Genomic DNA, 26,857 nt, shown 5'->3' on the forward strand with positions numbered 1-26,857 from the left:
GGGCCGAAACATAGGCGGAATTCCGGTCTGGCTAAGTGCGTCAGCTGCATGCTTCGATAGGTCGAACAACAGCGCTCCGGAAATGCCGATCATAAGCGGGAGGGTGCTTTCTCCCTGTGTGGGCCACTGGCCCTTGTAGTCCTGCAGACTGGACTGACAATGGAAACCCCGGCGGGTTCATTAAAATTTCACGGTTCTGTGCGCAGCGGCATGGTTGCGATGGACCAGAAACAGCAAAGCCCGCCGCAAATACCCGGAATGAATGTCTTCTACTAGGTGGTCATCAAGTGAATTGGCGCCCCGAGTGGCGTCGCCGCTTAGAGCACTTCAACGGCCTGCACACGTATCAGAATGTGCTCCTGGCGAAAGCGGGTCTCCAGCGACGCGCGAAATTCGCTCCACCAGGCACGGTCAAGCTCGGCCGTCATCACTTCATAGATCACCAGGTCGTCGCGCACGGCACGGCGGCCATCCTCTTGCCAGAGCCCATCGACAGGGGCTCGGCTATGGGCGGTAAGGCCGCCAAACTCATTGACGAGTTCGTCCCGAACTTCAGCAAACAGCGCCTTGGGCAATGCGCGCTGGTCGTTGTCGTACAATGGCAGAAAGAGATTGATCAGGTGCATGCAGAGGTTCCGGGCAAGTAGCGTGCTTTCTGATACGACCACAAGCGCGTGCGCTCGATGCGAAAGCGGGGCTCCAAGGCCCAGTTTTGGCGTCTAGAAGCCATCGGGACTATCGCTGCGCCTGAGCCATTTGGTCAGGCCGCCAGGCACAGGGGTTGGCAACGCCAGTTTCGCCGTAATGCCGCGCTCTGCCAGCAGTTGTTCTGCCGCGAGCGCGCCAGCACGTGTCGCGCTTTCCATACAGAACGGCAGCCCGGTATTGGCCCAGTCGCCAGCGATGAACAGTCCTTTTTCCTGTTGTATGGCAGGTCGGCTGGTTTCGATTCCAGGTGCCGCACAGGGGACTGACATCGGTATGTGGTGTACGGCTGTGCCTACCACGTTGGCCTGTCGTACTGCTGGAGCGAAGTCGGCGATTTCCGCGAGCGTTGCGTCGATGATTTCCCGGTCCGACAGCTCGGCGGCGCGGTGGCTCCAGATGATGTTGGTGGCAATCATTGAGCCTGGACCGGTCGCGCCGTCGCGAATGTTCGCCAGGTCATAGAAGTCCGTGTTGAAGCACTCCGGAGACCATGGGCGCGCCCAGAAGCGAGCGTCGCTGAGTGTGCGATCAAACCATAGGTAGCAACTGATATAAGGGCTGGGCTCGAAGCGGGCCGCGGTCTTAGTCAGCAAGTGGTGGCGAGGCAGTACCGATTCAATTGCGGTGGGCGGCACGGCGAGCACGACCGCTGATGCTTCGATACTGGAACTATCAGCAAGCGTCACCCCGCGCACGTCCGATCCGAGCCGATCCAGGCCGTTAACGGCGCAGCCGAAGCGTATTTGACAGCCGTTGCGTTGTAGCAACCGAATCGCCGGCCAGGCATAGAGGTCGCTCAGGCCTACCTTTGGGAAGCCGAAGGCCAGGTCGTTGTGCCCCAGGCCCTGCGCCAGCAGGCGCATCAGTGAGGCGGCCGAGCATTGTTCGACGGGCAAGTTGAGAAACGCCATGGAGGCCGACGCCCAGAACCAATCGATAAATCCGGGGCTGACACCGCTGCTCAGCAGGTAGTCGCGGCCGTTACGGTCGTCCAGCATCATCAGCTCGCGCGGCGAGCTGCGCATGGTTCGCCAACCCAAGCGGACATTGCTGAGCAGATGACGCAGCGGAACGTTGCGCAGCATTTGCCGCAGATTGCGCGCATAGTGCAGTGGTGCGGGCAGACCGCCGACCTTGAATCGTAGATGCTTGCCCCGGTCGAGCACTGTCAGCAATTCCTCCGTTTGCCAGCAGATCTGATGGGCCGTGCCCAGGCGTTCCAGCAGGGCCTGCATGTTCGCGTACTTATTGAGCAGCACATGGGGGCCGATATCGACATCGAGACCCGTGGTGGGGTCTGCCCAGCTGCGCGCGCGACCGCCCGGAACGTCACTGCTCTCCAATACGATGACACGCAAGCCAGCATCGGCCAGGCGTACCGCACAGGAAAGTCCGGCAATACCTGCGCCGACGATGACCACATCGGCGTTCTGGCTGGACTGTTTTGAAGTCAAGATTAGGCCTCGCCATCGGAAGAGCGGAAGGATCAAAGCAAACAGAGCCGTTTTTGATCTGGCACCGCATCTTGAGCACGCGTTCCGATAAGGGGCCGAACGGCAGGTTGGCAATCACCCCTTTATTCGACGGCACATCTGCAGCATCAACGCTTCGGCTGATCGGCGGGGCGAATTTGCAGGTGCTGCAGCACTCCAAGCAAAACAAGCATTAGCTGGAGGTAACCCCAAGATGGACTCGTCTAACCCCTCAGTAACCGCCTTGCAGAAAGCACAGGACATCACGTCGCGCTGGGCCGACGGCGAGCTGGGCGTCGAGCAGGCGCAGCACGCGCTCAAATCGGTCTTCGATCAGTGGCAGCCCGTTGACGCCACGACCGAGGCTGAGCAGGTCGCTGAGTCATCGCTGACTGCGGCGCGTATCGCGTTTCAGGATTGGCAGCAGCGCGGCGAAAATTGTGAGGAGCTCGTAACGCAACTGCGCTGGATTCTCGACCCTTCGAAAGATGGCATTACCGATCCGGAACTCAACGTTTACGCGCCGCAACGACCGGATTGATGCTTAGCGTACGAGCAACACGATCACGGCAATCATCAGCAGCAGTGAAACGCCTTTCCAGAACAGCACCGGGTTGCGTTCCAGAAGAGGCGGGCGCGCCTTGTTTAGAAAAGACTGGTTTGGCTGGCGCAGCTCGAAGACAAATTCCGACATGTCCTCATAGCGTTTGTACGGGTCTGGATGCAGCGCCTTACGCAGGACGTCATCGATCCAGGCCGGTACGCCGCGGTCGTGCTCGCGGATTGGTCGATAGCTGAGCTTGTTTTGCGCCGCGCGGGTGCGGCAGCTGGCGACCTGAGTGCCATATGGCAACGCGCCTGTCAGCATCTGGTAGGTGATTACCGCCAGCGAAAACATGTCAGAACGAGGGGTGCCACTCTCGCCAAGAAAGTACTCAGGCGCCGTGTACTGCGCGGTGCCTAGCAGCTCGTTGCGTGCGATGGGCGAAGCCACTTCCATGAGGCCGGCAACGCGAGTGGAGCCGAAATCGATGATTTTCACCGTGCCGGTGCCGTCGATCATGATGTTGGCCGGACGCAGATCCTGATGCAGCATTTCCAGACGGTGAAAGGCTCGGACGCCTTTGGCGATCTGCTCGACGATGCCACGCACGGTTTCCAGGTCGGGGCGGGGATTGTCGATCATCCATTGCGCCAGCGTCTGGCCTTCGACGTATTCACTGACGCTGTACAGGTAGTTGCGCTTGCGCGTCTGCATGCACGGCTTGGCTACATTCGCGCTGTCGATGCGGCGCGCCACCCAGTCCTCCATGAGGAAGCGTTCCAGATACTGCACGTCCCGTTGCAGGTCCATCGAGGGCGTCTTGATGATCACCGTCGTGTGGCTTTCATCATCGGTGGCGAGGTAGACATGGCTGCGGCTGCTGGCGTGCACTTCACGCACGATGGTGTAGCCGTCGAATGACGCGCGCGCTTCAAGAATGGGCGGGAAGGGGAGTTCGGTCAGCTGCTGGAACAGCTCCTCGGCGGCCTGTAACGGAAGCGCGTCGATGCGCAGGATCTGCACCGTGAGGTTGTCGTCGCTGCCCTGTTCAAGCGCTTGCTCGACGATGGCCCGCGCGGCTGCGTCGAGGTCGTTACTGTGGTGGGCTACGGCACCGAGCATTGACGACGCGCTGATCCACTCGTAGATGCCGTCGGTAGCAAGGATGAAGGTGTCGCCCACCTCGACCGGCTCGGCTCGGTAGTCCAAATCGAGCTGCGGATGGATACCCAATGCCCGGCTCAGGTAGCTCTTGTCTTCCGAGAGCCACATGCGGTGGTCGTTGGTCAGTTGCTCCAGCGCAGCACCCTGGACCCGGTAGATGCGAGAGTCGCCCGCGTGGAACAGGTGCGCGGTGGTCGACTTGATAATCAGCGCACTGAAGGTACACACGTAGCCACGATCCGGATCGAATCGATAAGGGCTCTGTTGGCCCTGGGCATGCAGCCAGGAATTGGTCGCCATCAAAACGCGTTGCGCCGAGGTTTTCACCGACCAGGCGTCAGAGGTGCTGTAGTAGTCAGCGAAGAAGCCGCTGACGGCCGACTCGCTGGCGATGTGACTGACGGCGCTGCTGCTGATGCCATCAGCCAGGGCGATGGCGATGCCCTTGGTGCTCAGTTGGGGTTCGTTGGGAATGTAGACGCCATGGAAATCCTGATTGGTTTCCTTGACGCCCTTGTCGGTGTGTTGGCCCACCGAAACCTTGAGTTGACTGCTCATTTGCTCGACATCTAACCCAACCAATCTTGCGTAAGCGGCGCAACAACCTGATCGCGAGCAAGCTTGCTCCTACAGGGGGTGTGCCTGATCTCGAGTGACGTTACCGCTGCCTTTGTAAGAGCCAGCTTGCTGGCGAAGCTGCTCCAGCGTCACGCTGCTTTCGTGATATCGGCCAGCTATTCGCGAGCAAGCTCACTCCTACGGGATGTTGCTCGATCTCGAGTGACGTCACCGCCGCCTTTCGTAGGAGCCGGCTTGCTGGCGAAGCTGCTCCAGCGTCACGCTGGCTTGTGGTATCGGCCAGTTATTCGCGAGCAAGCTCGTTCCTACAGGATGTGTTGCTGATCTCGAGTGACGTCACCGCCGCCTTTCGTAGGAGCCAGCTTGCTGGCGAAGCTGCTCCGGCGTCACGCTTGCTTCATGGTATCGGCCAGTTATCGCGAGCAAGCTCGCTCCTACAGGATGTGTGCCTGACTTGAGTGACGTCACCGTTGCCTTTTGTAGGAGCCAGCTTGCTGGCGAAGCTGCTCCAGCGTCACGCTGGCTTGTGGTATCGGCCAGCTATTGGCGAGCAAGCTCGCTCCTACAGGGGGTGTGCCCGATCTCGAGTGATGTCACCGCTGCCTTTGTAGGAGCCAGCTTGCTGGCGAAGCTGTTCCCAGCGTCACGCTTGCTTCGTGGTATCGGCCAGCTATTCGCGAGCAAGCTCGCTCCTACAGGATGTGTTGCTGATCTCGAGTGACGTCACCGCCGCCTTTCGTAGGAGCCAGCTTGCTGGCGAAGCTGTTCCCAACGTCACGCTGGCTTGTGGTATCGGCCAGCTATTGGCGAGCAAGCTCGCTCTTACAGCATGTGTGCCTGACCTCCAGTGACGTCACCGCCGCCTTTGTAGGAGCCAGCTTGCTGGCGAAGCAGTTGGATCGCTCTATTGCCGTCTCAACGCGCCAGTGCGCGCTTCGGTGCGGTCCGGACGTGGGTTGTGTAGAGCGTCAGGCCAGTGAAGGCCAGACCGCCCACCAGATTGCCCAGCGCGGTCGGGATTTCGTTCCAGACCATGTAATCCATGACCGAGAAATTGCCGCCCATGATCATCGCCGAGGGGAAGAGGAACATGTTCACGACCGAATGCTCGAAGCCCATGAAGAAGAACAGCATGATCGGCATCCACATGGCGATGACCTTGCCACTGACGGAAGTGGAAATCATCGCGCCAACCACGCCCATCGAGACCATCCAGTTACACAGCATGCCGCGCAGGAAGATGGTGAACCAGCCAGCGGCGCCGAACTCGGCGTAGCCCAGGGTACGCGACTCACCGACGTGAGAGATCTTTTCGCCAACGGGGCCCGGATCGGTGGAAAAGCCCATGGTGAACACGAAGGCCATCATGAAGGCGACGGTGAGCGCTCCACCGAAGTTACCCAGAAACACCAGCCCCCAGTTGCGCAGCACGCCGTTGACGGTCACGCCCGGGCGCTTGTCCAGAAGCGCCAGCGGCGCGAGGACAAAGACGCCGGTGAGCAGGTCGAACCCCATCAGGTAAAGCATGACGAAACCGACCGGGAACAACATCGCGCCCACCAGCGGCGAGCCGGTCTGCACGGTGATGGTCACGGCGAATACCGCGGCCAGAGCCAGGATGGCGCCCGCCATGAAGGCGCGAATCAGCGTATCCCGTGTGGACATGAAAATCTTGGACTCACCGGCGTCGACCATCTTGGTGACGAATTCCGAAGGAATGATGTAGGACATGACGGTTTCCCTGTGGGCGTTTTAGAGCCCGACCAAAGGGGGCGGGCTGGATTCGTGTCTGGCCCGGCGAATCGCCGGGCAGTGCGTGCGCTAACTGTTAGAAAAAAACTCCCGGTCAGGACCGCTCCCCCTGTGGGCCTGATCGTGGAAGCACTGGGGAGCGCTCTCAACCGCAGGAAATTCACTCGACGGCGATTTCCACTGCATCGCCATTGAGGCGTGCTGGCCAAACCTGCAATTGCTGTTCCGGATATTCCAGGCAGCTGCCGTCAGTCAGGCGGAAGTGCTGCTTGTACAGCGGCGACGCAATCACCAGGTCGCCCTTCAGCTGCCCCAAAATGCCGCGACCGATCACATTGGCGCCCGATTTCGGGTCCTTGTTGGAGATGGCGAACACCTGCTCGCCGGTCTCCGTTTCAGGCAGGTGAAACAGCGCCACCTGCTTGCCGTCCAGCCAGGTGACCACGCCTGAATTGGCGACCAGATCGCGGCGGCTGCACAGCGCGCGCCAGCAGACGGACTCGGTTGGTTGCTTGCCGATAGCGTTGGGCTGGCTCATCAGAGCACCTCCTCGGTGACGGGAATCAGATGAAGTTCGGATGCGTGCGCGGGTCGGCGCTGGCCGCGTTCCTTGACGAAGTGAATGTCCGGATCGCCGCGCTGGTCGTTCACGAAGGTGCGGAAGCGCTTGAGCTTTTCCGGGTCCTTGATGGCGTTGGCCCATTCGCACTCATAGCGATCGACCACCCGCTGCATCTGTGCTTCCAGCTCGGCGGCGAGGTTCAGGCTGTCGTCGATGATGACGTCCTTGAGGTAGTCGAGGCCGCCCTCGAGCGACTCACGCCAGACGGAGGTGCGCTGAAGCTTGTCGGCGGTGCGGATGTAGAACATCAGGAAGCGGTCGATGTAGCGGATCAGGGTTTCGTCATCCAGATCCGTGGCAAAGAGTTCGGCGTGGCGCGGACGCATGCCGCCGTTGCCTGCAACGTAGAGGTTCCAGCCGTTTTCCGTAGCGATGACGCCGATGTCCTTGCTTTGCGCCTCGGCGCATTCACGGGTGCAGCCGGAAACGCCAAACTTGATCTTGTGCGGCGCGCGCAGCCCCTTGTAGCGATCCTCCAAACGCAGCGCCATGCCCACGCTGTCCTGCACGCCGTAGCGGCACCAGGTGCTGCCGACGCAGGACTTCACCGTTCGCAGCGACTTTCCGTACGCATGGCCGGTCTCGAAACCCGCTTCGATCAGCTCGCCCCAGATGTCCGGCAGCTCATGCAGCTGGGCGCCGAACAGGTCGATGCGCTGACCACCGGTAATCTTCGTGTAGAGGTCGTATTTCTTGGCGACGGCGCCCAGGGCGATCAGCTTGTCCGGGGTGATTTCACCGCCGGCGATGCGCGGCACCACGGAGTAGGTGCCGTTCTTCTGCATGTTCGCCATGAAGGTATCGTTGGTGTCCTGCAGCGGAATCAAACCGGGATCGGTGATCGGCTGGTTCCAGCAAGAGGCGAGAATCGAGCCCACGGCGGGCTTGCAGATGTCGCAGCCGGTGTGGCCGCGGCCATGCTTGGCCAGCAACTCTTCGAAGCTGAGGATGCCTTCGACGCGCACGATGCCGTACAGCGCCTGGCGGGTGTGGGCGAAGTGCTCGCACAGGCTCTTGTCGACTTCCACGCCACGGGCGGTCAGCTCATGCTCGAAGACTTGCTTGAGCAAGGCGCTGCAACCGCCGCAACCGGTGCCGGCTTTGGTGGCAGCTTTGAGTTCGCCGAGATCGATAACGCCAGCATCGACCTGACAGCAGACTGCGCCTTTGGTGACGTTGTGGCATGAGCAGAGCGTCGCGGTGTCGGGCAGGGCGTCCGCGCCCAGCGTCGGAGCTCCATCGGACAAGGGCAATATCAGGCTGGACGGATCGGCCGGAAGCTTGATGCCGTTCTGCGCGTACTGAAGCAGGGTGTCGTAGTAGCTGTTGTCGCCAATCAGCACCGCGCCGATGACCCGTTTGCCGTCTGCGGATAGCACCAGACGTCGATAGCTGGCGTTGGCTTCGTCGATGAAACGGTAGCTCTTGGCACCAGGCGTGGCGGCATGAGCGTCCCCGATGGACCCGACGTCGACGCCGAGCAGCTTGAGCTTGGTCGACATGTCGGCGCCGCTGAACGGCTGATGCGGTGCGCCGGTGAGCAGGGCGGCCAGGTTGCGTGCCATTGTGTAACCAGGGGCGACCAGGCCGAAGACCATGCCGTTCCAGGACGCACATTCGCCAATGGCGAAGATCGAATGGTCGCTGGTGCGGTAGTCGGAGTCGATCACTACACCGCCGCGTGGCGCGATTTCCAGATCAGCGCTGCGGCCCAGGGCGTCCTGCGGGCGGATACCGGCGGAGAAGACAATCAGGTCGGTTTCAAGAAACTCGCCGTCGTTGAAATTCATCCGATAGGCATATTCCTCGCCGACTACGATTTCCTGAGTGGCGCGTGACAGGTGCACGCCGACGCCCAGCGCCTCGATGCGAGCCTTGAGTGCCTCGCCGCCTTCCTCATCGAGCTGCACCGGCATCAGGCGCGGGGCGAACTCGACCACATGGGCTTCGAGGCCGAGCGACTTGAGCGCGTTGGCGGCTTCCAGCCCGAGCAGCCCGCCACCGATGACTACGCCGCGTTGAGCGTTGCTGGCGGCAGCGCGGATGGCGTCGAGATCATCCAGGGTGCGATAGACCAGGCGCGCATTACCGTCAGCGCCAGGGATCGGCGGCACGAAGGGATAGGAGCCGGTCGCCAGGACCAGTTTGTCGTAGGCCTGACGGCCTTCGCTGGTGACCACCTCCTTGCGTTCCCGGTCAATTTCCAGCACCTGCACATTCAGGTGCAGATTCACGCCGTGGGTGGCGTAGTAGTCGGCCTCGCACAGGGCCAGTGAATCGGCATCGCGGCCACCGAAATATTCGGAGAGGTGCACGCGGTCATAGGCGCGTTGGCGCTCTTCACCATACACATGGATTTGGTACTGACCCAGCGCGCCGCGCTCGACGAGCTGCTCGACGCAGTGGTGGCCGACCATTCCGTTGCCGATAACGACCAGCGTTTCACTCTTGATCGGGGTGACGATTGCGTTCATGACCGGTTCCTCCGTCGAAGCCGCGTGCGACTCCGTCGTACAAAAACAAAAAAGGCGCCTGGAGCCGTCGGGCAGCTCCAGGCGCCTTTGCCTGGTATTCGTATGGTATGGAGGTGACTGTCGAGCCTCGTTGCCCGTTGCACCTGTCCCGCGCCGTTTACGGCTAGTGGTCTTCGCTGACCGTGGGAGGCTCTGCCGAATCGCTCGGCAGGCGTTGCCTAAGCCATAGCAGGTTGCGTGCCAGCGACCCTGAGAAAGGGCGGAGCTGCGCAGTACTGGCGGGCTAAAGCCCGCCCTACGGAATACGGCATCTGGCTGTAGCCCCGCCAGAGTCGAACCACAAAGGTGCGGTACTCGCCGAGCGATCCCTTTTTTGGGGCGATAGCTGCTCACGGCCGTTCGCGTGTCATGAGTGTGGCCACTCACCCCGCCGCCAATCGGTTCGCGCTGGTTTGGCATCGCAGGCTGCCCGGCGCAGTTGGTACCGAGCTTGAACAGCTAGCGGTGAAAGCGGCGCGATGAGGGCTTGAACGGTACCAACCTGCTGCTTGATACCCGCGCCTGGTTCAACCTCGCCCAGGCAGCGAGTCGCATTACGTCGCCTGAAACCCTGCCAGTCCTAGCCGGATGCTGTCTTCGCAAGCTGTTGCGCCGTTATGTCGACACTTCTTCAGTTTTTAGCCATATTCCTGACACAGTCAGTTTCTATGGTTGGTCTCCGATGCCAGAGCGTCGTGCATGTCGCGCAGCGCCGGCTCCGACTGGATGGAGAACCCTACATGCGAATCCTTAAGCCGCTGGTCGTAGCGCTTGCCGCTGCGATCTCCGCTCCGGCCATGGCCGCCAGCAACACCTTGGTGGGGTGGGCAATGATGCCGGCCGATACCTTCTCAGATGGCCCGACTTCGGGGCAGATGGCCAGCGCGAACCCCTACGGGACTTTCGCGCCACCGTATGAAAACCGCCAACCGGTCCAGGGCTTCTCCGCAGTGCTGCCGGGTGCGGATGAAAACAGCTTCATATTCATGACCGACAACGGTTTCGGCGGTCAGACCAACTCTGCAGACACCTTGTTGCGGCTCTACAGCGTCCGGCCGGATTTCCGTACAGCTACTGGCGGCAGCGGCAAGGTCAGCGCGAGCGACTACCTCAGCGGTGCACCCCTGGCGCGTTTCACCCATCCGTCGCGCCTGACGCTTAACGATGTCAATCAGAAGCTGGGACTGCCGATCCAGGCCGATTACCGCTTTTATTACAACGACGGCTCCAAGCCGCGCGTGGACAGCGCCATCAACTTTGGTCGGCTGTTGACCGGCGCCGACCTGGACGTCGAGTCGGTGCGCCGCGACAAGAACTGCGCGATGTGGTTTGGCGATGAGTTCGGCCCGTACCTGGTCAAGACCGATGCGTCTGGCACCGTTACTCGCAGCGCCATCTCGCTGCCGGGTGTCTACGCCCCGCAGCACGCCGACGTCGTAGCGGGGCGCGCGACTGCCAACCTGAACGGTTCGGGCGGTTTCGAAGGGATGGCAATCAACCCGCGTGGCGACCGTCTGTATGCGCTGTTGGAAAAGACCGTCAATGGCGATCCTGCCGGCACGCTGCGTATCAATGAGTTCGACATCGATCAGGAGCGCTACACCGGAAAGGTGTTCTTTTATCGCCTGCAAGCGCCCGATCACGCCATCGGCGACATGACCGCTGTCGACGAGACACGCTTTCTGGTTATCGAACGCAACGGAGCGACGGCCACCAATGGCACACCGTTCAAAAAAATCTACCTGATCGACACGCGTGGTGTCGCAAGCGGCGGGGCTGTTCACAAGACTGAAGTGGTCGACCTCATGCAGCTTGCCGACCCAGACGACCTGAACCGTGACGGCCTGCGTTCGTTCACCTTTCCGTACGTGACTATAGAAAGCGTGTTGCCGCTGGACTCGCGCACCTTGCTGGTGGCCAACGACAACAACTTCCCCTACGGCGGCGGTAGGGGCCTTAACGCAGACGCCACCGAGTTCCTGAAAATCCGGCTGGCCAAGCCAATCCCCGGCGTACGCCCGCCGCACTTGCAACAGGCGAGGGATGCGCGGCGTTGTGAGATGTCCGCCGGGTTGGGGCAGGGCTGAAAGATCCCGATGCATCGCGCTGCGCTTGACAGAGGTGGGCGGATCGCGAGCAAGCGCGCTGCTACAAACAGCATGCGGTTTCGCTAGTGCATCTGTAAGAGCGAGCGGGATAATGAGTCTTGCTGGCGGAGTCGGCGATACATTGAGGATTGGGTTTCGCCGACTTGCGTTTCGACCGTTGGGGCTGGCGTTTACGCTCCAGCCCCCCCCCAAAAAAAACAAGCCGGCGTCTTATGCGCCCCGAATGGCCAGAAAGGACTCAGGCCTCGCCAACCTGCACGACCAACTTTCCGAAGTTCTTGCCTTCAAGCAGGCCGATAAACGCCTCGGGCGCATTCTCCAGGCCCTGTACGATCTGCTCGCGATATTTGACCTTGCCTTCGGCATACCAGGCGCTCATGTCTCGGGCAAACTCGTCGTAGCGGTGACCGTAGTCGTTGAAGATGATGAAGCCCTGCATGCGCATGCGCTTTTTCAGAAGGGTGTCGAGCAGCAATGGCAGGCGGTCCGGGCCGTCTGGCAGATCGGTGCTGTTGTACTGGGCAACGACCCCGCAGACCGGCACCCGTGCGCTGGTGTTGAGTAGTGGTAGCACGGCATCGAATACCTTGCCGCCGACGTTTTCAAAGTAAATGTCGATGCCATGGGGACAGTGCTGGGCCAGCCGATCTGGAAAGTCACTGGCCCGGTGATCGACACAGGCATCGAAGCCGAGCGTCTCGACAGCATGCCGGCATTTTTCAGCCCCACCGGCAATGCCCACGACCCGGCAGCCTTTAAGCTTGCCGATTTGTCCAACTGTCGCTCCGACCGGGCCGGTGGCCGCCGCAACCACCAACGTTTCCCCAGCCTTGGGCTGGCCAATGTCGAGCAGCCCCATATAGGCAGTGAACCCAGGCATGCCCAGCACGCCGAGGGCATGCGAAGGGTGCTGCATGTTGCGGTCGAGCTTGATCAGCCCTTGTCCATCGGACAGCGCATAGTCCTGCCAGCCATTGCCAGCGAGCACCCAGTCGCCTTCCTGATAATCCGCATGACGTGACTCGACGACGCGGCATACCGTACCGCCAACCATCACATCGCCGACCTCCATCGGCGGGGCGTATGAGGGGCCGGCACTCATGCGGCCGCGCATATAGGGGTCCAGTGAAAGATAGACCGTGCGCAGTAATAGCTGGCCGTCGCCTGGGCTCGGTAACGGATGGGTTTCGAGCCGGAAGTTGTCGCGCGTTGGCGCGCCATGCGGACGCGAAGCGAGGCGGATGCTGCGGTTGTGTTGCGATTGTTGCGCCATCGAGGTTCTCCGATTGATTGATCAACAGATCAAAATGGGAGCCTGGGGTGGGCGGGACGTTCCATTCGCGGGCGGCTGGGCTCACGCTGAAGAAAAAACCTGACGCCTGAAACGAGACCACCCCCGAGAGGGGGTGGTTACTACATGGTAAAGACTGGAGCCGCGGTGCTAGACGTCGAGCCAACCTCCGTCGCCCGAGTCATCGCGGAACCGGTTGTACTCATCCTCGTTCCAGTCACCGCTCTTGTCGCTGTCATAGGTGTTATAGACACCTTGGCCGTACTCATCGTTGGTCAGGACACCGTCTCTGTCCGCATCCCAGCGTGAAAACATGCCATCGTTATCGAAGCGGGTGCCCCACTCGTTGTAATCCACGGAGCCAGACTTATCGGCATCCCAGGTGTTGTAGTCCGTGTCGGCCGCGTGAGTCATGGTCGATCCAGCCGCCAGGGCAGTTGCCAGAGCGATACCGCCAACGGTTCTTTGCCATTTCAGGTTCATGCTGCTTCTCCTCTGCAATTTTCTGGGAAGTCATCACCAGAGGATGGCGCTGACATGAATTTCGTACCCCATCATCCATGAGAGTTCTGGGCGGAGGCTCATTACCGACGGTCGGCCATTCAGGCGCAACGCCTACTGGCCAATCAAATTGATCGTGCTGTTGATGGGCATGTTCTCAACGGATTGAGCTTGGGCCAGCAATTGCGAAACCATCGACAGCACGGCTCCGGACTGCCCGCCGTCTGGTCCTTTGGGAATCCAGTAGCGATCGCCCGCGAATTCGGTGCTGACTACCGCGTTCGTCGTCATGCCTTTTTGCACGCGAATGATGGGTTGTGGCCCTAGGTGGGTTCTGATCGTAAGCAATGAGCCTTGCGCTTCCTGTTCGCGCACGCACTCCCCGAGATAGTCGAACACTTCGGCCAGCGAGCGGGTGTGCAGCTCGACCTTGCCGATGCCTTTGGCTTCGAAATACACCCGGCCGCCACCCACGCTGCCGAAGAAGTCCGAGTCGCCTAGCTGGAACTCCTTGCGACCTTCAAGCTTGCAGCGTGCAAGCTTGAACAGCTCTTCCTTAGGGCGGACGAAGCAGAACCGGGCGCTTTCAACCGACTCGGTGAGCTGATAGCGGTTGTTGCCGCTCGAACTGATTGCCAGGTCCTCCTTGCGAACTGAAATCAGCTGATCGATGGAGGGGGGCTGCTTGAGCTCGAGCTCCGGACCAAAGTTGCTGACAAGAAAGGCGGTTTCCATGGTGATGCCCTGATCGACAAGGCGGTTTATCAGGTTCTGGAAGCGCTCGAAGTCGACCACCTTGGACGGATTGTTGTAGAAACGCTCCGTTCCGTTCGGCCCTTCGATCTGTGCGCTCTCGAGGAAAAGCGAGAGTATCAGCTCCGGTGCATAGTCCTGGCGCAACATGAACGCCAGCGAGACAGTGCTGATCGGTGCCACATAGCCGCGGTAAAACTCCTGGTTATCCTGAGTCGACACGTCGAACCCCGGGCCTTGTTCGACCGACATATGGGGATTGAAGCTGAAGTCCGAGGGCGCCTGCCCGCCGAATGGAAGTGTCAGGTTGGCTCCTGCGAAAAAACGGCTCCGGCCACGGATGGTGGTCACCGTTGTGAAGTGGGCGGGTAGCGAGACGCTGCGACGTACGATATTCAGCAGCAGCGCTTCGTCTTGCAGGCGGCTGTAATCCTGATTGATGGTTGCGACTGCCGAGTCGAGGCGTTCGGTCCCGGTGCAGCCTGTCAACAGGCCGAGCAAAGCAGTAGCCACTAGTCGTCCAGCCAGCGTCGAGCGGCTCATTCGGTTGCGTTCCGTGATTCGATCAAAGCGTTATAGAAAAATTGACGCGGTCTGCTGGTATACAGAGCGTTTCGTATAACAAAACAGGGCGAGCAATTCGCTGCTCGGCCCTGTCTCCCAGTCCCAACGGCTGCTGGCTGCTTCCAGCCAACCCGTGGACGGTTGGTTATTCGATTTCGCCCGGCGTTGCCGAGGCGTGCGGCGGGTCGGCTGTGACAGTCTCTTGTTCGGTACGGTGCATGTTTCTATTAGGTACCGAATCGTCTTCTGGCATGCCCCTAACTCGACGTCCATCCTCGGTCACGATCTGACCCTGCTCGTTTCGGTAGGTTTCGAGCTTTTCCGTGGGGGTGGGGTTGCCCATTGGGCTTGGCCGCGCGCCGGTGTCTTCACGGGGCGTGCCTGCCGGCCATTGCGCGAGAACTGGCTGAGCAGCAGCGGCAAGCAGCGTGGCCAATGCCAGCGACTTCATGATGGATCTGTTCATGACGTTCTCCTCGTTCTGTAAGCCGACGAATCGGCATAGATGCCCGCTTAACTCACTGCAGACAAGACGCTTCGGTTCAGCGATTCGGAACACCCTCTGGTTTACACACCAGTAAGGCGATAGGTCCGCCCGCCGAATACTTACCCGGCACTCTCATGACAGCTTGCTCGTTTGGGCTGATGGAAGCGGCCGGCGCTGCCGTCATCACCGTCTCCTCGGGTAATGCGTGAAACTGGCAGGAGGCAATCTCCCCGCTGCGATTGGTGACTCTGATCGCCAGCACGCCTTTAAGGTCTACCTTGTCGGAAGACGCCGAAGGTACGCCCAGTTCTTCAATCTCCAGGTCCATGCCATTCAATTGTGTGGCTACTAACGGGTCCTGTCCTAGCGCAGGCACTGCAAACGTCAGGCTAACCAGCGCCAATAAACGTCTATTCATCCAGCTTCTCCGTTTTGGCTATCAGAACATCTGAACAGGCCCCGGACATTGAGTTCGCCACGCGTGTCGTATTGTGGTGGGTTCAGTGATCGGTCGAGCGACGCGGGTGCTCGTTGCAGCCAGCGCGATGCATCCGTTTATCTCATCGAGTCCGTCCGTGGCGTCTGGCGCGGGGTTTTTGTCCGGTTCGGCAGGTGGGAACGTATGGCCGAAAGCGCAATATATTTCGTTGCAATTTAGTGAACCCTCTTGAAGCAACTGAGTCTGAGCTGTGCGTCATGGCTAAAGCCCATCACGCCACCGCAGCTCATCTCCGTCGCGCCACGCGAACCGGTAAGTGCATTGCTGTCTGGGTGCAATTTTCTGCCTTGTTGAATTGAACCGAGCGTTTCAATGGATCAGATATACGCAGTCGTGCTGTCGTACAAACGCAAGGACCTGCTAAAGCGCTGCCTGGACGGGATTCATGCACAGACCCGCCCATGCGCGGGCATCATCGTCGTGGACAATGCCAGTAATGACGGCACAGACCAGATGCTGTTGCAGTCGGAGCTACCCAACCTAAAGGTTTATGTGCTGTCGCATAACACTGGCGCTTCAGGAGGCTTCAGCGCGGGCTTTCGGCTCGCTTATCAACAGGGTGCGGACTTCATCTGGATGATGGACGACGACGTGATACCCGAGCCGGATGCGCTTGAGCAGTTGATGCAGGGTGGGGAGCGTCTCGCTGAGCGGAAACAGCCATATGCGTACCTGCTCTCGATGGCCTACACCGAAAGCGGTTTGCTCACCAACGTGCCTCGGGTCGATGAGCGTACCAATTCCATCGATTACGAAAACTGGCCTGCTTTGCTGGACATCGGCGTCATTCCGGTGCGCCCGGCCACTTATGTGTCCATTCTGGTTCCGCGCAGCTCACTGGCTCAGCATGGCTTGCCGCTGGCCCCCATGTTCATGTGGGGGGACGATACCGAATTCACCATGCGCATCAGCCAGAACGTGCCGGGCTACCTGGTGGCTGCCAGCAAGGTACTGCACCTGCGGCGCGTCAGTGGCGCGATCGATATCCTGCGAGAGCCAGATCCCGCCCGCATCGCACTTCACCGACATCTCGTGCGTAACGAGATTTTCGTTGCTCGAAAGTACTTCCGAAAACGACGCGTGCTGGGCCTCTTCGCGTCCCGGCTCAGTCTGATCGCTGCGATGCTGGTCCGAGGTCAGTTCGCCAAAGCACGCATCATCGCGGCTGGGCTGATGGAGAGCTTCAGCTTTTCGCCGGTTCCGGAGCCGGCCGATGCGCCGGTTGAGGCGCTGGGCGTGACAGTGCGCGAGCTATTCCCAAAGGGGGCGGGCGAGACGAATGAACAGCGGCCCAAAGCTGCCTCTAAAACCGTTACCTGTACTGACGCGTCTGTTGTCGGGCTCTCTCGTGCGTTAGAAGACAACATGCGAATTCTTGTATGTGGTGCCGAAGGGCAGGTCGGTTATTGCCTGATAAATCAGGCTGCGAGCTTTGGGCTGGATGCAATCGGTTTGTCTCGCCGTGCCCTGGACATCACCCGCGCAGACCTCGTTTACGAGGCGGTCGAGCGCTACAAACCGGCGCTTATCATCAACGTTGCAGCCTATACCAACCTGGATCACGCCGAGGCGGAAGTGGCACAGGCTGAGGCGGTCAACCGCGACGGTGCGGCCAACCTGGCTGCCGCCGCCCGCCAGTTCGATATCCCCTTGTTCCATCTGTCCAGCGAATACGTGTTTTCAGGCGACGGTACCGAGCCGTACCGTGAAACCGATCAGCCGATGCCGAACAGCGTATACGGCTCCACTCGTCACGCAGGCGAGCAAGCCATCAGCCAGACGCTGCATCGCTTCCTCATCTTGCGAACCAGCTGGATCTACGGTGAGCGGGGCAACAATTTCGTCAAAACGATGCTCAATCTGGGCGGCAAGACCGACGAAGTTTCAGTGGTCAGCGATCAGGTCGGCTGCCCGACCCGCGCGCGCAGCGTTGCGCGTGTACTGATCGAGCTGGCTCTGCGCTACTGCCGCGACGGTGATCTGGAGTGGGGGCTGTATCACTACAGCGGTTCATCATCCTGCAGCTGGGCGGAGTTCGCCACGGAGATATTCCGTGAAGCCGAACTGGTCGGGCTGATCGAGCAAGCCCCTCGCGTTGTGCCGGTAGCCAGCGATCGATTGCCTCGCGCCGCCATGCGGCCCGCCTGGTCAGTGCTGGACTGCTCGCTAATCGAAACGACCTTCGGCATTCGGCCAAAACACTGGCGGGATGAGCTACGCCACGTCATTCGCCGCATGAGCGATCTGCCAGCAGAACCGTGCGGACCTGCGCCCAGCAGAGTCCCTTTCAAGGCCTACCCGTTCAGCATTGGAGAACCAGCGCAGCTATCGGTTAGCCAGGCGGTGAATCAAAACTGATTAGGCCGAATGGTCGAGTCGCAAAACATATCCAACTGTTAGGGTCGGAAGGCCTGAGCTTTGCAAAAGGATTTCAGAAATGACAGACGCAACGATCAAAAGGGTGGGTGTTTCGGGTACAGGGATGATCTCGCACTGCTTCGTTCGCCTGATCATGCAGCACTACCAGGACATGACGATCAGTCGTGTTCTAACCCGCAGACGAATCGACAGCTTGGGCGACTTTCCGCTAAAGGACGCGCTGACCAACTCGATCGATGATCTGCTTGAGAACTCCGACATCATTGTCGAATGTACGGGCGATGTGTTCTTTGGCACTGAAGTGATCGAGCGTGCATTTGAAGCCGGTTTACCGGTTGTTACCATCAATGCCGAACTGCAGGTCACCACCGGGTCCCACCTGGCGGGCAAAGGCTTCCTGACCGAAGCCGAAGGCGACCAGCCCGGCTCTCTGGCGGCTTTGCACGAAGAAGCGATACAGATGGGTTTCAAGCCCCTTGTGTACGGCAACATGAAGGGCTATCTGAACCACAACCCCAGCCTTGAAGACATGACGTACTGGTCCAAGCGCCAGGGCATCAGCATCAACCAAACCACCTCGTTCACTGATGGCACCAAGGTGCAGATAGAGCAGGTTGTAGTCGGCAACGGATTCGGCGCGACCATCACCCGCCGTGGTCTGGAAGGGCTTGCGTCGACCGACCTCAACCTCAGCGGCAACGTGCTCGGCCTGATTGCCGATGGCATGGCGCAGCCAATCGTCGACTATGTAATTCCGAGTGGTTATCCGGCTGGCGGCGTGTTTCTGGTGTGCCGTCATGACGAAAACCAGGCGCCCGCCATCGAGTACTTCAAGCTCGGCCCTGGCCCGTATTACGTGCTGACGCGTCCATTCCATCTGTGTTCGCTTGAGGTCGGTAAAACCGTTCGACGCGTGCTAGCCGGTGGCAGTGTATTGCTCAACAACTCCGTCAAACCGACTCTGGGTGTCGCCGCGATTGCAAAGCGCGATATGAAAGCAGGCGAAATGATAGGTCGTGGTATCGGCGGTTTCGACGTACGAGGCGAGGCGGTACGCCTGGCAGACGAGCTGGACCATGTGCCCATCGGTCTGCTGCGTAATACCGTACTCAAGCGAGCCGTGGAACCGGGCCAATTGCTGACGTTTGACGATATCGAGATTCAACCAAGCCGGGTCTTCGACATCATCGACCAGCAGCGTCAGAAGCTCATTCAACAGTCGCAGGCGCCATGCAGCACGATCAATGCGGTACAGCAGGCGCTACGATAAGACGGGTCCGGAACGAGGGCGAAGTCCGGGCCTACGGCTCGTCCCGTATCGCGATGAGTACAGGCCGTCTGGATCGCATTTGCTTGCGCCTGTAGCGGACATCAGAGTGCGACAACGCTGCAAACTGAATGTGCCGGGTCACGTCGGATTCCAACGTGTAACCCTCGGCAGCAGGCCAACGGGTGCGGGGTGAAACTTCGGCAGGCTGGATCGTTCTTAGCATCGCACGCAGGTGTGCATACCGGAGACAGCCATGAGCCGAAAGCGTCATATCAAGCAGCCGAAACCCAATCGCGTTCCTATGATGATGTTTATCGTTAGCCTTTGTATTGCCTGTGCCTACATGGCGGCGCCGCATATCAGACGAATCATCTGGTAGCGGGGCGCGCCCGAAGCTGCTCAGGTGCGAGACTCGGTTGGATGCAAAGCTGAGGACAACAGGCGAAGCCGGATGCCTATCTGGGAAGGGCTCTTCGCGTCGCGCAACGGTTGGTAGATCCGTTGCGCTGCGTAGAGGTGGCTCAACAGGTCTCGGCAGAGGCACCTGTATCGCAAAGGGCTGACCATAGGTTTCGGGCAACCCGAACCACGGCGCCGCCGAAGCTGGACGCTTCGTTTTGAGCGTCCAGCTCATTCTCAAACAACGCCAGCACGCTGCCGTAGGAATAAACGACACCCCACTGCTCAGCCTCTGGCATATCCACTGTTGTTGTGCCCATTTCTGTGTGTACCTAGCGAATTGTTTCGATATGTGACGGAATCACGTCGCATAAATATCATGCCGTCAAAAACTAGACAATCGCCGTTCGGCGGCAGCGTCCTTTGTGTGTCGAATCTGTCGGATGGCCGCCCTACAGATGGCCAATCACCTCAGGAGAGAGAACGGGCACTGTCGCCAGCGACTCAGGGTTAATGCCCCATCAAGTACCCGCTTACCGCGGCACGCTGCGCTCGCCAGGGTGCGTTTCGTGGCCCATCGGCGTCGTGTCAGGCATCGTTGTCTGCGGCTCGTCGAAATCAGGGCTATGAACTTCCGAGTCGAGCGGCATGTGGGCGTAGCGCTCCTTCTGCACTGGATTGTGCTGCGGTACGTTCTGGCGATGCTGAGCGTTTTGGGTGAGTACTCGCTTGGCCTCACAGCGGCCACTGATCCCACGAGCCAACGCCATACCGCCCATTGCCAGCTGAACGATGCCACTCAGCCCGCCGCGGTGCAGCCCTTTGCGGATCAGCATCAAGCCGCTCGCCAGCGAAGCGGTACGCTCCCAGCCGTGGACGTTCTGGGAAGCAGTCTTGTCGAAGAGTCGGTTCATGTCTTTTCCTTAGCTCGTCATCATCAGGGTTGGTGGCGGGCAGCGACGACGCCCGGCGCGGTCACATCGCTCGGGATCACCCCAGCGGGCTCTCGTCCCGATCGGGCCGCTCGTCGGTGCCAGTGGTATCGGCTGAGTCAGGCACATCGCCGTATTCGTCGTAGTCAGGTTGGGTTTGGTCTTCGTTCGGGTGGGCGTTTTCAGCGTTCATGGGTTTACCTCGCTCTGTGTTGCGTTCGGCAACGCGGCTCGGTTCTTTGTTCTGATTGGCGGATAAGCGGGCAGCAGACGAGTGGCGTAACGAAACAGTGGATTGCTGAAATCAACACTGCCCACGTGCAACGCGTCGGCGCTTGACACCTGTGCTTCAGTCGAGCAAATTCCACTAAACGTAATTTGATTACGCAAAAATAAAAGCGCGCTAACTAAACGCGAGCCTGCAGGTCTGATTCGCCATGGAACTTCATACTTATTACCGCTCCACGTCCTCCTACCGCGCGCGTATTGCGCTTGCGTTGAAGGGGCTGGATTACCGTTCGATGCCGGTCAACCTGATACGTGAAGGAGGCGAGCACCGCCAACCGGCATATCTGTCGCTGAATCCTCAAGGACGGGTGCCGATGCTCACCACCGATGAAGGGGAGCGGGTGATCCAGTCACCGGCCATCATCGAGTATCTCGAGGAACGCTATCCCGAAACGCCGCTGCTACCTGCCGACCTGTTGGCGCGTGCTCGCCACCGTGCGGTGGCTGCCCTGATCGGCTGTGATATTCACCCCTTGCACAACGTGGCGGTACTCAACCGCCTGCGCGGTCTGCACGTCGCCGAAGACGATGTGATGGCCTGGATCGGCCATTGGGTCGGCGAGGGTCTCAAGGCGGTGGAAGCCTTGATTGGTGACGAAGGCTTTTGTTTTGGGGAGCCGGGCCTGGCCGATGTCTATCTGCTTCCGCAGCTCTATGCAGCGCGGCGATTCAACGTGGACCTGAGTGCGCTTCCAAGAATCCAGCGTGTCGAGCAACTGGCGTTGGCGCACCCAGCGTTCCAGCAAGCCCATCCGGATGTCCAGCCAGATACACCGGCATCATGAAAATCCTTGGCTTCCGACTGACCCTCGGCGACCACCTCGGTCGCAGTGTTCGAGGCATCTCCTGTGCGCCGCCGGGGTGACGTTTCCTCACGTCACTCCAATCAATGCACAGTTAGTCAAGGAGCCAATCATGGCCGACCTGTTTGAAAACCCGATGGGCCTCATGGGCTTCGAATTTATCGAATTTGCCTCGCCCACCCCGAACGTCATCGAGCCGGTGCTGGAGAGCATGGGCTTCACCCACGTCGCCAATCATCGGTCCAAGGATGTGGCGTTGTATCGCCAAGGCGAAATCAATGCCATCGTCAATCGCGAGGCGAAAGGTCTACCTGCCTTTTTCGCAGCCGAGCATGGGCCGTCCGTGTGTGGCATGGCGTTTCGAGTGAAAGACGCACAAAAGGCCTATTCGCGCGCGCTGGAGCTGGGTGCGCAGGCCGTAGAGCTGCCTACCGGCCCGATGGAATTGCGGCTGCCTGCGATCAAGGGCATCGGCGGTGCGCCGCTGTATCTGATCGACCGCTTCGGTGAAGGTAGCTCGATCTATGACATCGATTTCGTGTTCCTCGAAGGCGTTGACCGTCATCCAGTCGGTGCCGGTCTGAAGTTGATCGATCACCTGACCCATAACGTCTATCGTGGCCGCATGGCCTACTGGGCGGACTTCTACGAGAAGTTGTTCAACTTCCGTGAAATCCGCTATTTCGATATCAAGGGTGAGTACACCGGCCTGACGTCCAAGGCCATGACTGCGCCGGACGGCATGATCCGCATCCCGCTCAACGAAGAATCATCGAAGGGCGCCGGGCAGATCGAGGAATTCCTCATGCAGTTCAACGGCGAGGGCATCCAGCACGTCGCCTTCCTGACCGACAACCTGATCGAGACCTGGGACAAACTGAAGGCTGGCGGCACGGTATTCATGACCGCACCGCCGGAAACCTACTACCAGATGCTCGAAGAGCGGCTGCCCAACCACGGCGAGCCGGTGGAGGAGCTCAAGTCGCGTGGCATCCTGCTTGATGGCGCGGAGGAAAACGGCGAACAGCGCCTGTTGCTACAGATTTTCTCCGGTACGGTACTGGGCCCGGTGTTCTTCGAGTTCATCCAGCGCAAAGGCGATAGCGGCTTTGGCGAAGGCAACTTCAAGGCGCTGTTCGAATCCATCGAGCGCGACCAGATCCAGCGCGGTGTGCTCAGCACTGCCGAGTGATACCGGGTAGGGCCGCTTGCCGGTGACCGTGAGATTATGAGATCGGATCACCGGCGAGCTGGCTCATGCTCGATCCGCACGTTTAGCGTTTAATTGGCCGAGATCAGCGGCAGCCAGAATGCGAGCGCTGTCAGCGTCACCAGCAAGACAGGCGGCGTGATGATCAGGCCCACCTTGACGTACTGACCCCAGGTGATGCGGTAGCCTTTTCCTGCCAGTACATGCAGCCAGAGCAAGGTTGCTAGGCTACCGATGGGTGTGAATTTCGGCCCCAGGTCATTACCAATGACGTTGGCGTAGATCATCAACTCCTGGGTGAGCGGCGCGACCTGGGCCTGATCGATAGCCAGGGCGCCGATCAAGGTTGCGGGCAGGTTGTTCATGATCGAGGCGAGGATCGCCACCGCGAAGCCGGTCCCCAGGGTCGCAATAAGGTCACCCTGCAGCGCCAACCAGGCCAGAACGCCAGCGGACCAGTCTGTCAGCCACGCATTGCCCAGCCCATAAACGACCAGATACATCCCCACCGAGAACAGCACGATCTGCCATGGCGCATTGGTCAATACGGCTCGCATGGAGACGACGTGCCCTTTGCCGAACGACAGCCAGCGACCCGCAATCGCCATCAACACCAACGCAGCGCTGCCCATGATGAAGGCGATCGGGATCTCCCAGCGGGCCGTAACGAACAGGCACACCAGCAGTAGACCGAGCAGCGGAAACGCGGCGCGGAATACCCGATGGTCACGGATCGCCGAGGCGGGGTCTTCCAGCCGATCGACAGGGTAGCGAAGCGGTATCTCGCGGCGGAAATACAGCCAGACCACTGCCAGCGTCGCCAACAACGACACCATGTTGACCGGCACCATGACCAGCGCGTAGCGGGAGAACGACACGCCGAAATAGTTGGCGGTGACGATGTTGACCAAGTTGGATGTCACCAGCGGCAGGCTGGTGGTGTCTGCCACGAAGCCCGTGGCGATGATGAAGGCCAGCGCTGCGGGCGGGCTGAAGTCGAGCCGCAACAGAATCGCCAGCACGATTGGCGTCAGCAGCAGTGCAGCACCATCGTTGGCAAAGAGCGCGGCGATCACTGCGCCGAGCACAATAATCAAGGGAAACAGCAGCCGTCCGCGCCCACCACCCCAGCGGGCGATGTGCAGGGCTGCCCAGGCAAAAAACCCCGCTTCGTCCAGGATCAGCGAGATGATGATCAACGCGACGAAGGTGAAGGTCGCATCCCAGACGATATCCCATACGACCGCAACATCCTGCAGGCCGACCACGCCAGTGGCCAGCGCCACCAGGGCTCCGGCCAGTGCGCTCCAGCCAATGCCGAGCCCCTTGGGCTGCCAGATGACGAAAACCAACGTGATGATGAAGATGACGAACGCGAGCATCGGTGAGTCCAGTCGGAAGAAAACAGCCTGTGCCTTTCGTCAGCGAATGCGAAAGGGCAGCGGGTAAGAGAGGAGAGCCCAGCGAGGCAAACGGCACATTCCCGTTCGCTGCACCTTTCGCCAACCAGCCGTGGGGAGGCTGACATGGTCCGGCCCGGGCGCGATTTTAAGCCATCGGCTGCCAGTCGCTATCAGCCCCACAATACTTTTGCGTACGCAGGAGCGGGTCAGACTTGGCTTGGCTTGGCTTGGCTGGCATCGGCTAAAGAGCGAGCGGAGTGTTGGGAATTGAGGAAACGTCACTGCTTCGTCTCACTCACGCAGTACTAGCCTTAGCTGTCGTTGACGTCTTCTTTTTCAGTGCATTGCTCAGTAGCGCTGGTTTCCTGGCCGTCAGCGGCAATTCGATCATGCGTGAAGCGCTGGGTCGGCCCGAAGGAGGGCAGCCAGGATTCACGGCGGGTCGTCCAGCATTCATATGTAGGCTTCAGTTGGTCCGGCAAATCGAGCGCACCCAAGTGCACTTCAATCTCGTCACCGGTGCGGGCAAAAACGGACGAGCCGCAGCGAGGACAGAAATGCCGGCCGGCGTAATCATGCGTTTCACCCTCAACCGAGATGGCATGTTCTGGAAATACCGCAGCAGCGAAAAAGAGCACGCCGTGGTGTTTCCTGCAATCGAGGCAATGGCAAACGCCAACTCGAAATGGGCGACCAGAGGCCACGATGCGAACGTCTCCGCAAAGGCAGCCACCGGTAAATTGATCCATGTAGCGTCTCCTCTTGGTGTACCAAGGCTGATCCTTGAATCCAGCGAAGCGCACTCCCTCCTAAGCGCTCGTAACGTCAGTATTGATGCACGGGTGAATTCCGCTAGGCGTTGCAAGCCGGTAACTGTCGCGGCCCGATTGCCACCTAGCTCAGCTTACAGAGACGAAGATATTTGACGAGTGGCTTGCCGGCGTAGGTCGACGGCCTCATCGTCCGGTGCGTCTTAATAGAATTTCTTTGGTCAGCAACTGCAGGCAAGCCGGTGAGCGTCTGCGTGTCGGCTGTAACTGGTAGTACCGCTGTAACAGCGATATAGAGAAGCCGGCAGGAGAGGGCGAGGCCAACCTCCGTCACAGCATGCGAAGCGGCCAGTAGTCTCTTGGGCGGCTAAGGCGTAATGTCGGCTTCTGTTCGTAGGCGCTTATGGCGCACCACAGGCCATAGGCTGCTGGTGTATAACTGCCTTATACCGTCACCGGAGCGCCAAGATCCCTGATCTAGACGGGTTCAGCCACGATGCTCAAGAATGTTATACACCACGCCCGTCCGGCGTCTTATACACCACTTGGTGTCTAATTATAGTTAGGCGCATATGAAACCACGAGTTCGCTTCACCAAAGTCTGGTCGGACGACGACATTATCGAACTTACCGTGGAAGTGAGCGACGGAAGGTCCTCGTTTCTGAACGAGGTTTACGTACCGACATCTTGGCCGGAAGAGACTGCTGCCTCGCTTCAGGTCTTTCGAACACAGATATATGGTGGTTTGCACGATATGGAGCTTGGAAAGAGCGGTCCGGAATACGCGAGTGGTGCATTTTCCGCGAGACTGCATTTCCAAGTGCCCGAGATTTTGTACATTTCAACATATCAACAGGCGGAACACGTAAAGTACAAGACCCGGGAGGAGGCGGCTGAAGCACGCTTTTTTCTGAAAACGGAGCCTGTGCTACTAGATAGGTTCATCGAAGAGCTGGAGTCTATGTCGCGCCGCGCAATAGACGAGGTTACTCTGGAATGCGCCTAACCAGTGGTTCGAGTCGTTCGCTACGCTCTCTGGGACGGGCCAAGCCCGCCCCTCAACCAAACGTTAGAAGCCAAAGGATTGATCTGTGTTCACCAAAAACCGAAATCCCGACAACCACCTACTCGACCCTTTAGTAAAACCGCTCGCATCTAGAGCTTTCTTGGTTGTTATTTCCCTCGTTGCCATTGGCGCAGGAATCTTCACTTCTGTTATCCATAAAGATTGGTCATGGATCAATAGATTTGGGGCGGTAGTAATAGTGGTCGGCCTCCTGTTCACAATGTCCCCACTATTCTCAAATGGCATCTATAAGTCGCAGTCCGGTGCCGGCCGCTTTGCTGATCTCCACACTGACGGCACGCTAATTACCACAATCCTTGAAGAACGAAAAATTGGCAACAACGTCATATTAGGCATAGTTGTTACAGCCATTGGAACTTTAACAAATGCGTTTGGCGATTTGCTGGGAGCTTGCGTATATGGCTTCTAACTATGCGCTCAAAGCGCTCACTCCGTTCGCTGGGACCGGCGAAGCCGGCCCCTTAGCTTAAACGTTAGGCGCTTAAACATGAGAGACCCAGAACGCATCGACGAGATGCTGGAATTAATTCGTGAAGTTTGGCAGGACAATCCGGATCTACGGCTTGGTCAACTAATCATGAATGCAGCCCATATGCGTGAGCCCACAGCCGAAAACATCTTCTATATCGAAGATGCAAGTCTTGAAAAGGGCTTAAGGCGTTATCTAGAACTGGTTAAAACAAAAGAGTAATTTCCTTGTTCAAGGCTGGGAGCCTTAACTTTTAGCACTCTATGTGCCCGGCTCAGTACAGCGTCTA

At 59.3% G+C, this 26,857-nt stretch carries 25 protein-coding genes; 9 read left to right on the plus strand and 16 right to left on the minus strand.

What is annotated here, in order from left to right; all coding sequences use genetic code 11:
* Positions 1-317: 317 nt before the first annotated feature.
* Complete coding sequence (locus JQR87_RS08950; protein WP_407290810.1) at positions 318-626, minus strand: hypothetical protein; 309 nt, start codon at positions 624-626, stop codon at positions 318-320.
* A 93-nt stretch (positions 627-719) separates the two neighbouring features.
* Entirely contained in the window at positions 720-2,162 is a 1,443-nt protein-coding gene (locus JQR87_RS08955) for a hydroxysqualene dehydroxylase (protein WP_407290809.1), read from the minus strand.
* A 232-nt stretch (positions 2,163-2,394) separates the two neighbouring features.
* On the opposite strand from JQR87_RS08955, the gene JQR87_RS08960 reads away from it, so the two are divergent.
* A complete protein-coding gene (locus JQR87_RS08960; protein WP_407290807.1) occupies positions 2,395-2,721 on the plus strand; it encodes a hypothetical protein in 327 nt (108 codons plus the stop codon).
* A gap of 3 nt (positions 2,722-2,724) precedes the next feature.
* Here JQR87_RS08960 and JQR87_RS08965 read toward each other — a convergent pair whose 3' ends face one another.
* The 4 genes from JQR87_RS08965 to nirB form a co-directional block, all read right to left on the minus strand.
* On the minus strand, positions 2,725-4,446 hold the full coding sequence (locus JQR87_RS08965; protein WP_407290806.1) for a protein kinase domain-containing protein: 1,722 nt from the start codon (positions 4,444-4,446) through the stop codon (positions 2,725-2,727).
* A gap of 936 nt (positions 4,447-5,382) precedes the next feature.
* Positions 5,383-6,198 (minus strand): formate/nitrite transporter family protein, encoded by an 816-nt coding sequence (locus JQR87_RS08970; RefSeq protein ID WP_407290804.1) that lies wholly within the window; start codon positions 6,196-6,198, stop codon positions 5,383-5,385.
* A 181-nt stretch (positions 6,199-6,379) separates the two neighbouring features.
* The gene (gene nirD, locus JQR87_RS08975) at positions 6,380-6,757 is read right to left on the minus strand and encodes a nitrite reductase small subunit NirD (RefSeq protein WP_407290802.1); all 378 of its coding nucleotides are present in this window, start codon (positions 6,755-6,757) and stop codon (positions 6,380-6,382) included.
* Entirely contained in the window at positions 6,757-9,315 is a 2,559-nt protein-coding gene (gene nirB / locus JQR87_RS08980; RefSeq protein ID WP_407290800.1) for a nitrite reductase large subunit NirB, read from the minus strand. Before nirB ends, nirD begins: the two co-directional genes overlap by 1 nt.
* Before the next feature lie 779 nt (positions 9,316-10,094).
* On the opposite strand from nirB, the gene JQR87_RS08985 reads away from it, so the two are divergent.
* Complete coding sequence (locus JQR87_RS08985; RefSeq protein WP_407290798.1) at positions 10,095-11,441, plus strand: esterase-like activity of phytase family protein; 1,347 nt, start codon at positions 10,095-10,097, stop codon at positions 11,439-11,441.
* Between the two features lie 259 nt (positions 11,442-11,700).
* On the opposite strand, the gene JQR87_RS08990 is transcribed toward JQR87_RS08985, so the two are convergent.
* The 5 genes from JQR87_RS08990 to JQR87_RS09010 form a co-directional block, all read right to left on the minus strand.
* Positions 11,701-12,735: an NADP-dependent oxidoreductase gene (locus JQR87_RS08990; protein WP_407290797.1), complete on the minus strand. Its 1,035-nt coding sequence runs from the start codon at positions 12,733-12,735 to the stop codon at positions 11,701-11,703.
* A gap of 168 nt (positions 12,736-12,903) precedes the next feature.
* The gene (locus JQR87_RS08995) at positions 12,904-13,236 is read right to left on the minus strand and encodes a hypothetical protein (protein WP_407290795.1); all 333 of its coding nucleotides are present in this window, start codon (positions 13,234-13,236) and stop codon (positions 12,904-12,906) included.
* A gap of 132 nt (positions 13,237-13,368) precedes the next feature.
* A complete protein-coding gene (locus tag JQR87_RS09000) occupies positions 13,369-14,550 on the minus strand; it encodes a hypothetical protein (protein ID WP_407290793.1) in 1,182 nt (393 codons plus the stop codon).
* A 166-nt stretch (positions 14,551-14,716) separates the two neighbouring features.
* The gene (locus tag JQR87_RS09005) at positions 14,717-15,037 is read right to left on the minus strand and encodes a hypothetical protein (RefSeq protein ID WP_407290792.1); all 321 of its coding nucleotides are present in this window, start codon (positions 15,035-15,037) and stop codon (positions 14,717-14,719) included.
* Between the two features lie 76 nt (positions 15,038-15,113).
* On the minus strand, positions 15,114-15,476 hold the full coding sequence (locus JQR87_RS09010) for a hypothetical protein (protein ID WP_407290791.1): 363 nt from the start codon (positions 15,474-15,476) through the stop codon (positions 15,114-15,116).
* Positions 15,477-15,869: 393 nt separating this feature from the next.
* Between JQR87_RS09010 and rfbD the strand changes: the two genes are divergently transcribed.
* Positions 15,870-17,915 (plus strand): dTDP-4-dehydrorhamnose reductase, encoded by a 2,046-nt coding sequence (rfbD, locus tag JQR87_RS09015; RefSeq protein ID WP_407290789.1) that lies wholly within the window; start codon positions 15,870-15,872, stop codon positions 17,913-17,915.
* A 124-nt stretch (positions 17,916-18,039) separates the two neighbouring features.
* Positions 18,040-19,206, plus strand: a complete 1,167-nt coding sequence (locus JQR87_RS09020) for an NAD(P)-dependent oxidoreductase (RefSeq protein WP_407297770.1) — start codon at positions 18,040-18,042, stop codon at positions 19,204-19,206.
* 521 nt (positions 19,207-19,727) lie between these two features.
* Here JQR87_RS09020 and JQR87_RS09025 read toward each other — a convergent pair.
* The 3 genes from JQR87_RS09025 to JQR87_RS09035 all read right to left on the minus strand — a co-directional run bounded on the left by JQR87_RS09025 (position 19,728) and on the right by JQR87_RS09035 (position 20,730).
* Entirely contained in the window at positions 19,728-19,925 is a 198-nt protein-coding gene (locus tag JQR87_RS09025; RefSeq protein WP_407290787.1) for a hypothetical protein, read from the minus strand.
* A gap of 213 nt (positions 19,926-20,138) precedes the next feature.
* Positions 20,139-20,519 (minus strand): YgaP family membrane protein, encoded by a 381-nt coding sequence (locus JQR87_RS09030; protein WP_407290785.1) that lies wholly within the window; start codon positions 20,517-20,519, stop codon positions 20,139-20,141.
* Positions 20,520-20,595: 76 nt separating this feature from the next.
* Positions 20,596-20,730 (minus strand): hypothetical protein, encoded by a 135-nt coding sequence (locus tag JQR87_RS09035; RefSeq protein WP_407290783.1) that lies wholly within the window; start codon positions 20,728-20,730, stop codon positions 20,596-20,598.
* Positions 20,731-20,974: 244 nt separating this feature from the next.
* Here JQR87_RS09035 and maiA point away from each other — a divergent pair, with 244 nt between their 5' ends.
* Together maiA and hppD are read left to right on the plus strand one after the other, a co-directional pair.
* Positions 20,975-21,610: a maleylacetoacetate isomerase gene (maiA, locus tag JQR87_RS09040; protein ID WP_407290781.1), complete on the plus strand. Its 636-nt coding sequence runs from the start codon at positions 20,975-20,977 to the stop codon at positions 21,608-21,610.
* Between the two features lie 130 nt (positions 21,611-21,740).
* Positions 21,741-22,820, plus strand: coding sequence for a 4-hydroxyphenylpyruvate dioxygenase (gene hppD / locus JQR87_RS09045; RefSeq protein WP_407290780.1), 1,080 nt, complete (start codon positions 21,741-21,743; stop codon positions 22,818-22,820).
* 89 nt (positions 22,821-22,909) lie between these two features.
* On the opposite strand, the gene JQR87_RS09050 is transcribed toward hppD, so the two are convergent.
* Positions 22,910-24,220: an arsenic transporter gene (locus JQR87_RS09050; protein WP_407290778.1), complete on the minus strand. Its 1,311-nt coding sequence runs from the start codon at positions 24,218-24,220 to the stop codon at positions 22,910-22,912.
* A gap of 332 nt (positions 24,221-24,552) precedes the next feature.
* On the minus strand, positions 24,553-24,990 hold the full coding sequence (locus JQR87_RS09055; RefSeq protein WP_407290777.1) for a GFA family protein: 438 nt from the start codon (positions 24,988-24,990) through the stop codon (positions 24,553-24,555).
* A gap of 653 nt (positions 24,991-25,643) precedes the next feature.
* Between JQR87_RS09055 and JQR87_RS09060 the strand changes: the two genes are divergently transcribed.
* From JQR87_RS09060 to JQR87_RS09070, 3 genes are all read left to right on the plus strand, one after another.
* On the plus strand, positions 25,644-26,018 hold the full coding sequence (locus tag JQR87_RS09060; RefSeq protein ID WP_407290776.1) for a hypothetical protein: 375 nt from the start codon (positions 25,644-25,646) through the stop codon (positions 26,016-26,018).
* Between the two features lie 85 nt (positions 26,019-26,103).
* Positions 26,104-26,508 (plus strand): hypothetical protein, encoded by a 405-nt coding sequence (locus tag JQR87_RS09065; RefSeq protein ID WP_407290774.1) that lies wholly within the window; start codon positions 26,104-26,106, stop codon positions 26,506-26,508.
* 78 nt (positions 26,509-26,586) lie between these two features.
* The gene (locus JQR87_RS09070) at positions 26,587-26,790 is read left to right on the plus strand and encodes a hypothetical protein (protein ID WP_407290773.1); all 204 of its coding nucleotides are present in this window, start codon (positions 26,587-26,589) and stop codon (positions 26,788-26,790) included.
* Positions 26,791-26,857 lie beyond the last annotated feature (67 nt).

Origin of the sequence: Stutzerimonas stutzeri (assembly GCF_051028275.1) — a bacterium.
Taxonomy (GTDB): domain Bacteria; phylum Pseudomonadota; class Gammaproteobacteria; order Pseudomonadales; family Pseudomonadaceae; genus Stutzerimonas; species Stutzerimonas stutzeri_AS.

Bases quoted from the DNA above. Each gene is read 5' to 3' on its own strand.
- JQR87_RS09050 (WP_407290778.1), bottom strand. From the start codon at position 24,220: ATGCTCGCGTTCGTCATCTTCATCATCACGTTGGTTTTCGTCATCTGG.
- JQR87_RS08995 (WP_407290795.1), bottom strand. From the start codon at position 13,236: ATGAACCTGAAATGGCAAAGAACCGTTGGCGGTATCGCTCTGGCAACT.
- hppD (WP_407290780.1), top strand. From the start codon at position 21,741: ATGGCCGACCTGTTTGAAAACCCGATGGGCCTCATGGGCTTCGAATTT.
- JQR87_RS08950 (WP_407290810.1), bottom strand. From the start codon at position 626: ATGCACCTGATCAATCTCTTTCTGCCATTGTACGACAACGACCAGCGC.
- JQR87_RS09035 (WP_407290783.1), bottom strand. From the start codon at position 20,730: ATGAACGCTGAAAACGCCCACCCGAACGAAGACCAAACCCAACCTGAC.
- JQR87_RS08985 (WP_407290798.1), top strand. From the start codon at position 10,095: ATGCGAATCCTTAAGCCGCTGGTCGTAGCGCTTGCCGCTGCGATCTCC.
- JQR87_RS09025 (WP_407290787.1), bottom strand. From the start codon at position 19,925: ATGGGCACAACAACAGTGGATATGCCAGAGGCTGAGCAGTGGGGTGTC.
- JQR87_RS09030 (WP_407290785.1), bottom strand. From the start codon at position 20,519: ATGAACCGACTCTTCGACAAGACTGCTTCCCAGAACGTCCACGGCTGG.
- rfbD (WP_407290789.1), top strand. From the start codon at position 15,870: ATGGATCAGATATACGCAGTCGTGCTGTCGTACAAACGCAAGGACCTG.
- JQR87_RS09005 (WP_407290792.1), bottom strand. From the start codon at position 15,037: ATGAACAGATCCATCATGAAGTCGCTGGCATTGGCCACGCTGCTTGCC.
- JQR87_RS09010 (WP_407290791.1), bottom strand. From the start codon at position 15,476: ATGAATAGACGTTTATTGGCGCTGGTTAGCCTGACGTTTGCAGTGCCT.
- JQR87_RS08990 (WP_407290797.1), bottom strand. From the start codon at position 12,735: ATGGCGCAACAATCGCAACACAACCGCAGCATCCGCCTCGCTTCGCGT.
- JQR87_RS09070 (WP_407290773.1), top strand. From the start codon at position 26,587: ATGAGAGACCCAGAACGCATCGACGAGATGCTGGAATTAATTCGTGAA.
- JQR87_RS08965 (WP_407290806.1), bottom strand. From the start codon at position 4,446: ATGAGCAGTCAACTCAAGGTTTCGGTGGGCCAACACACCGACAAGGGC.
- maiA (WP_407290781.1), top strand. From the start codon at position 20,975: ATGGAACTTCATACTTATTACCGCTCCACGTCCTCCTACCGCGCGCGT.
- JQR87_RS08970 (WP_407290804.1), bottom strand. From the start codon at position 6,198: ATGTCCTACATCATTCCTTCGGAATTCGTCACCAAGATGGTCGACGCC.
- JQR87_RS09000 (WP_407290793.1), bottom strand. From the start codon at position 14,550: ATGAGCCGCTCGACGCTGGCTGGACGACTAGTGGCTACTGCTTTGCTC.
- JQR87_RS08960 (WP_407290807.1), top strand. From the start codon at position 2,395: ATGGACTCGTCTAACCCCTCAGTAACCGCCTTGCAGAAAGCACAGGAC.
- JQR87_RS09055 (WP_407290777.1), bottom strand. From the start codon at position 24,990: ATGGATCAATTTACCGGTGGCTGCCTTTGCGGAGACGTTCGCATCGTG.
- nirB (WP_407290800.1), bottom strand. From the start codon at position 9,315: ATGAACGCAATCGTCACCCCGATCAAGAGTGAAACGCTGGTCGTTATC.
- JQR87_RS09020 (WP_407297770.1), top strand. From the start codon at position 18,040: ATGATCTCGCACTGCTTCGTTCGCCTGATCATGCAGCACTACCAGGAC.
- nirD (WP_407290802.1), bottom strand. From the start codon at position 6,757: ATGAGCCAGCCCAACGCTATCGGCAAGCAACCAACCGAGTCCGTCTGC.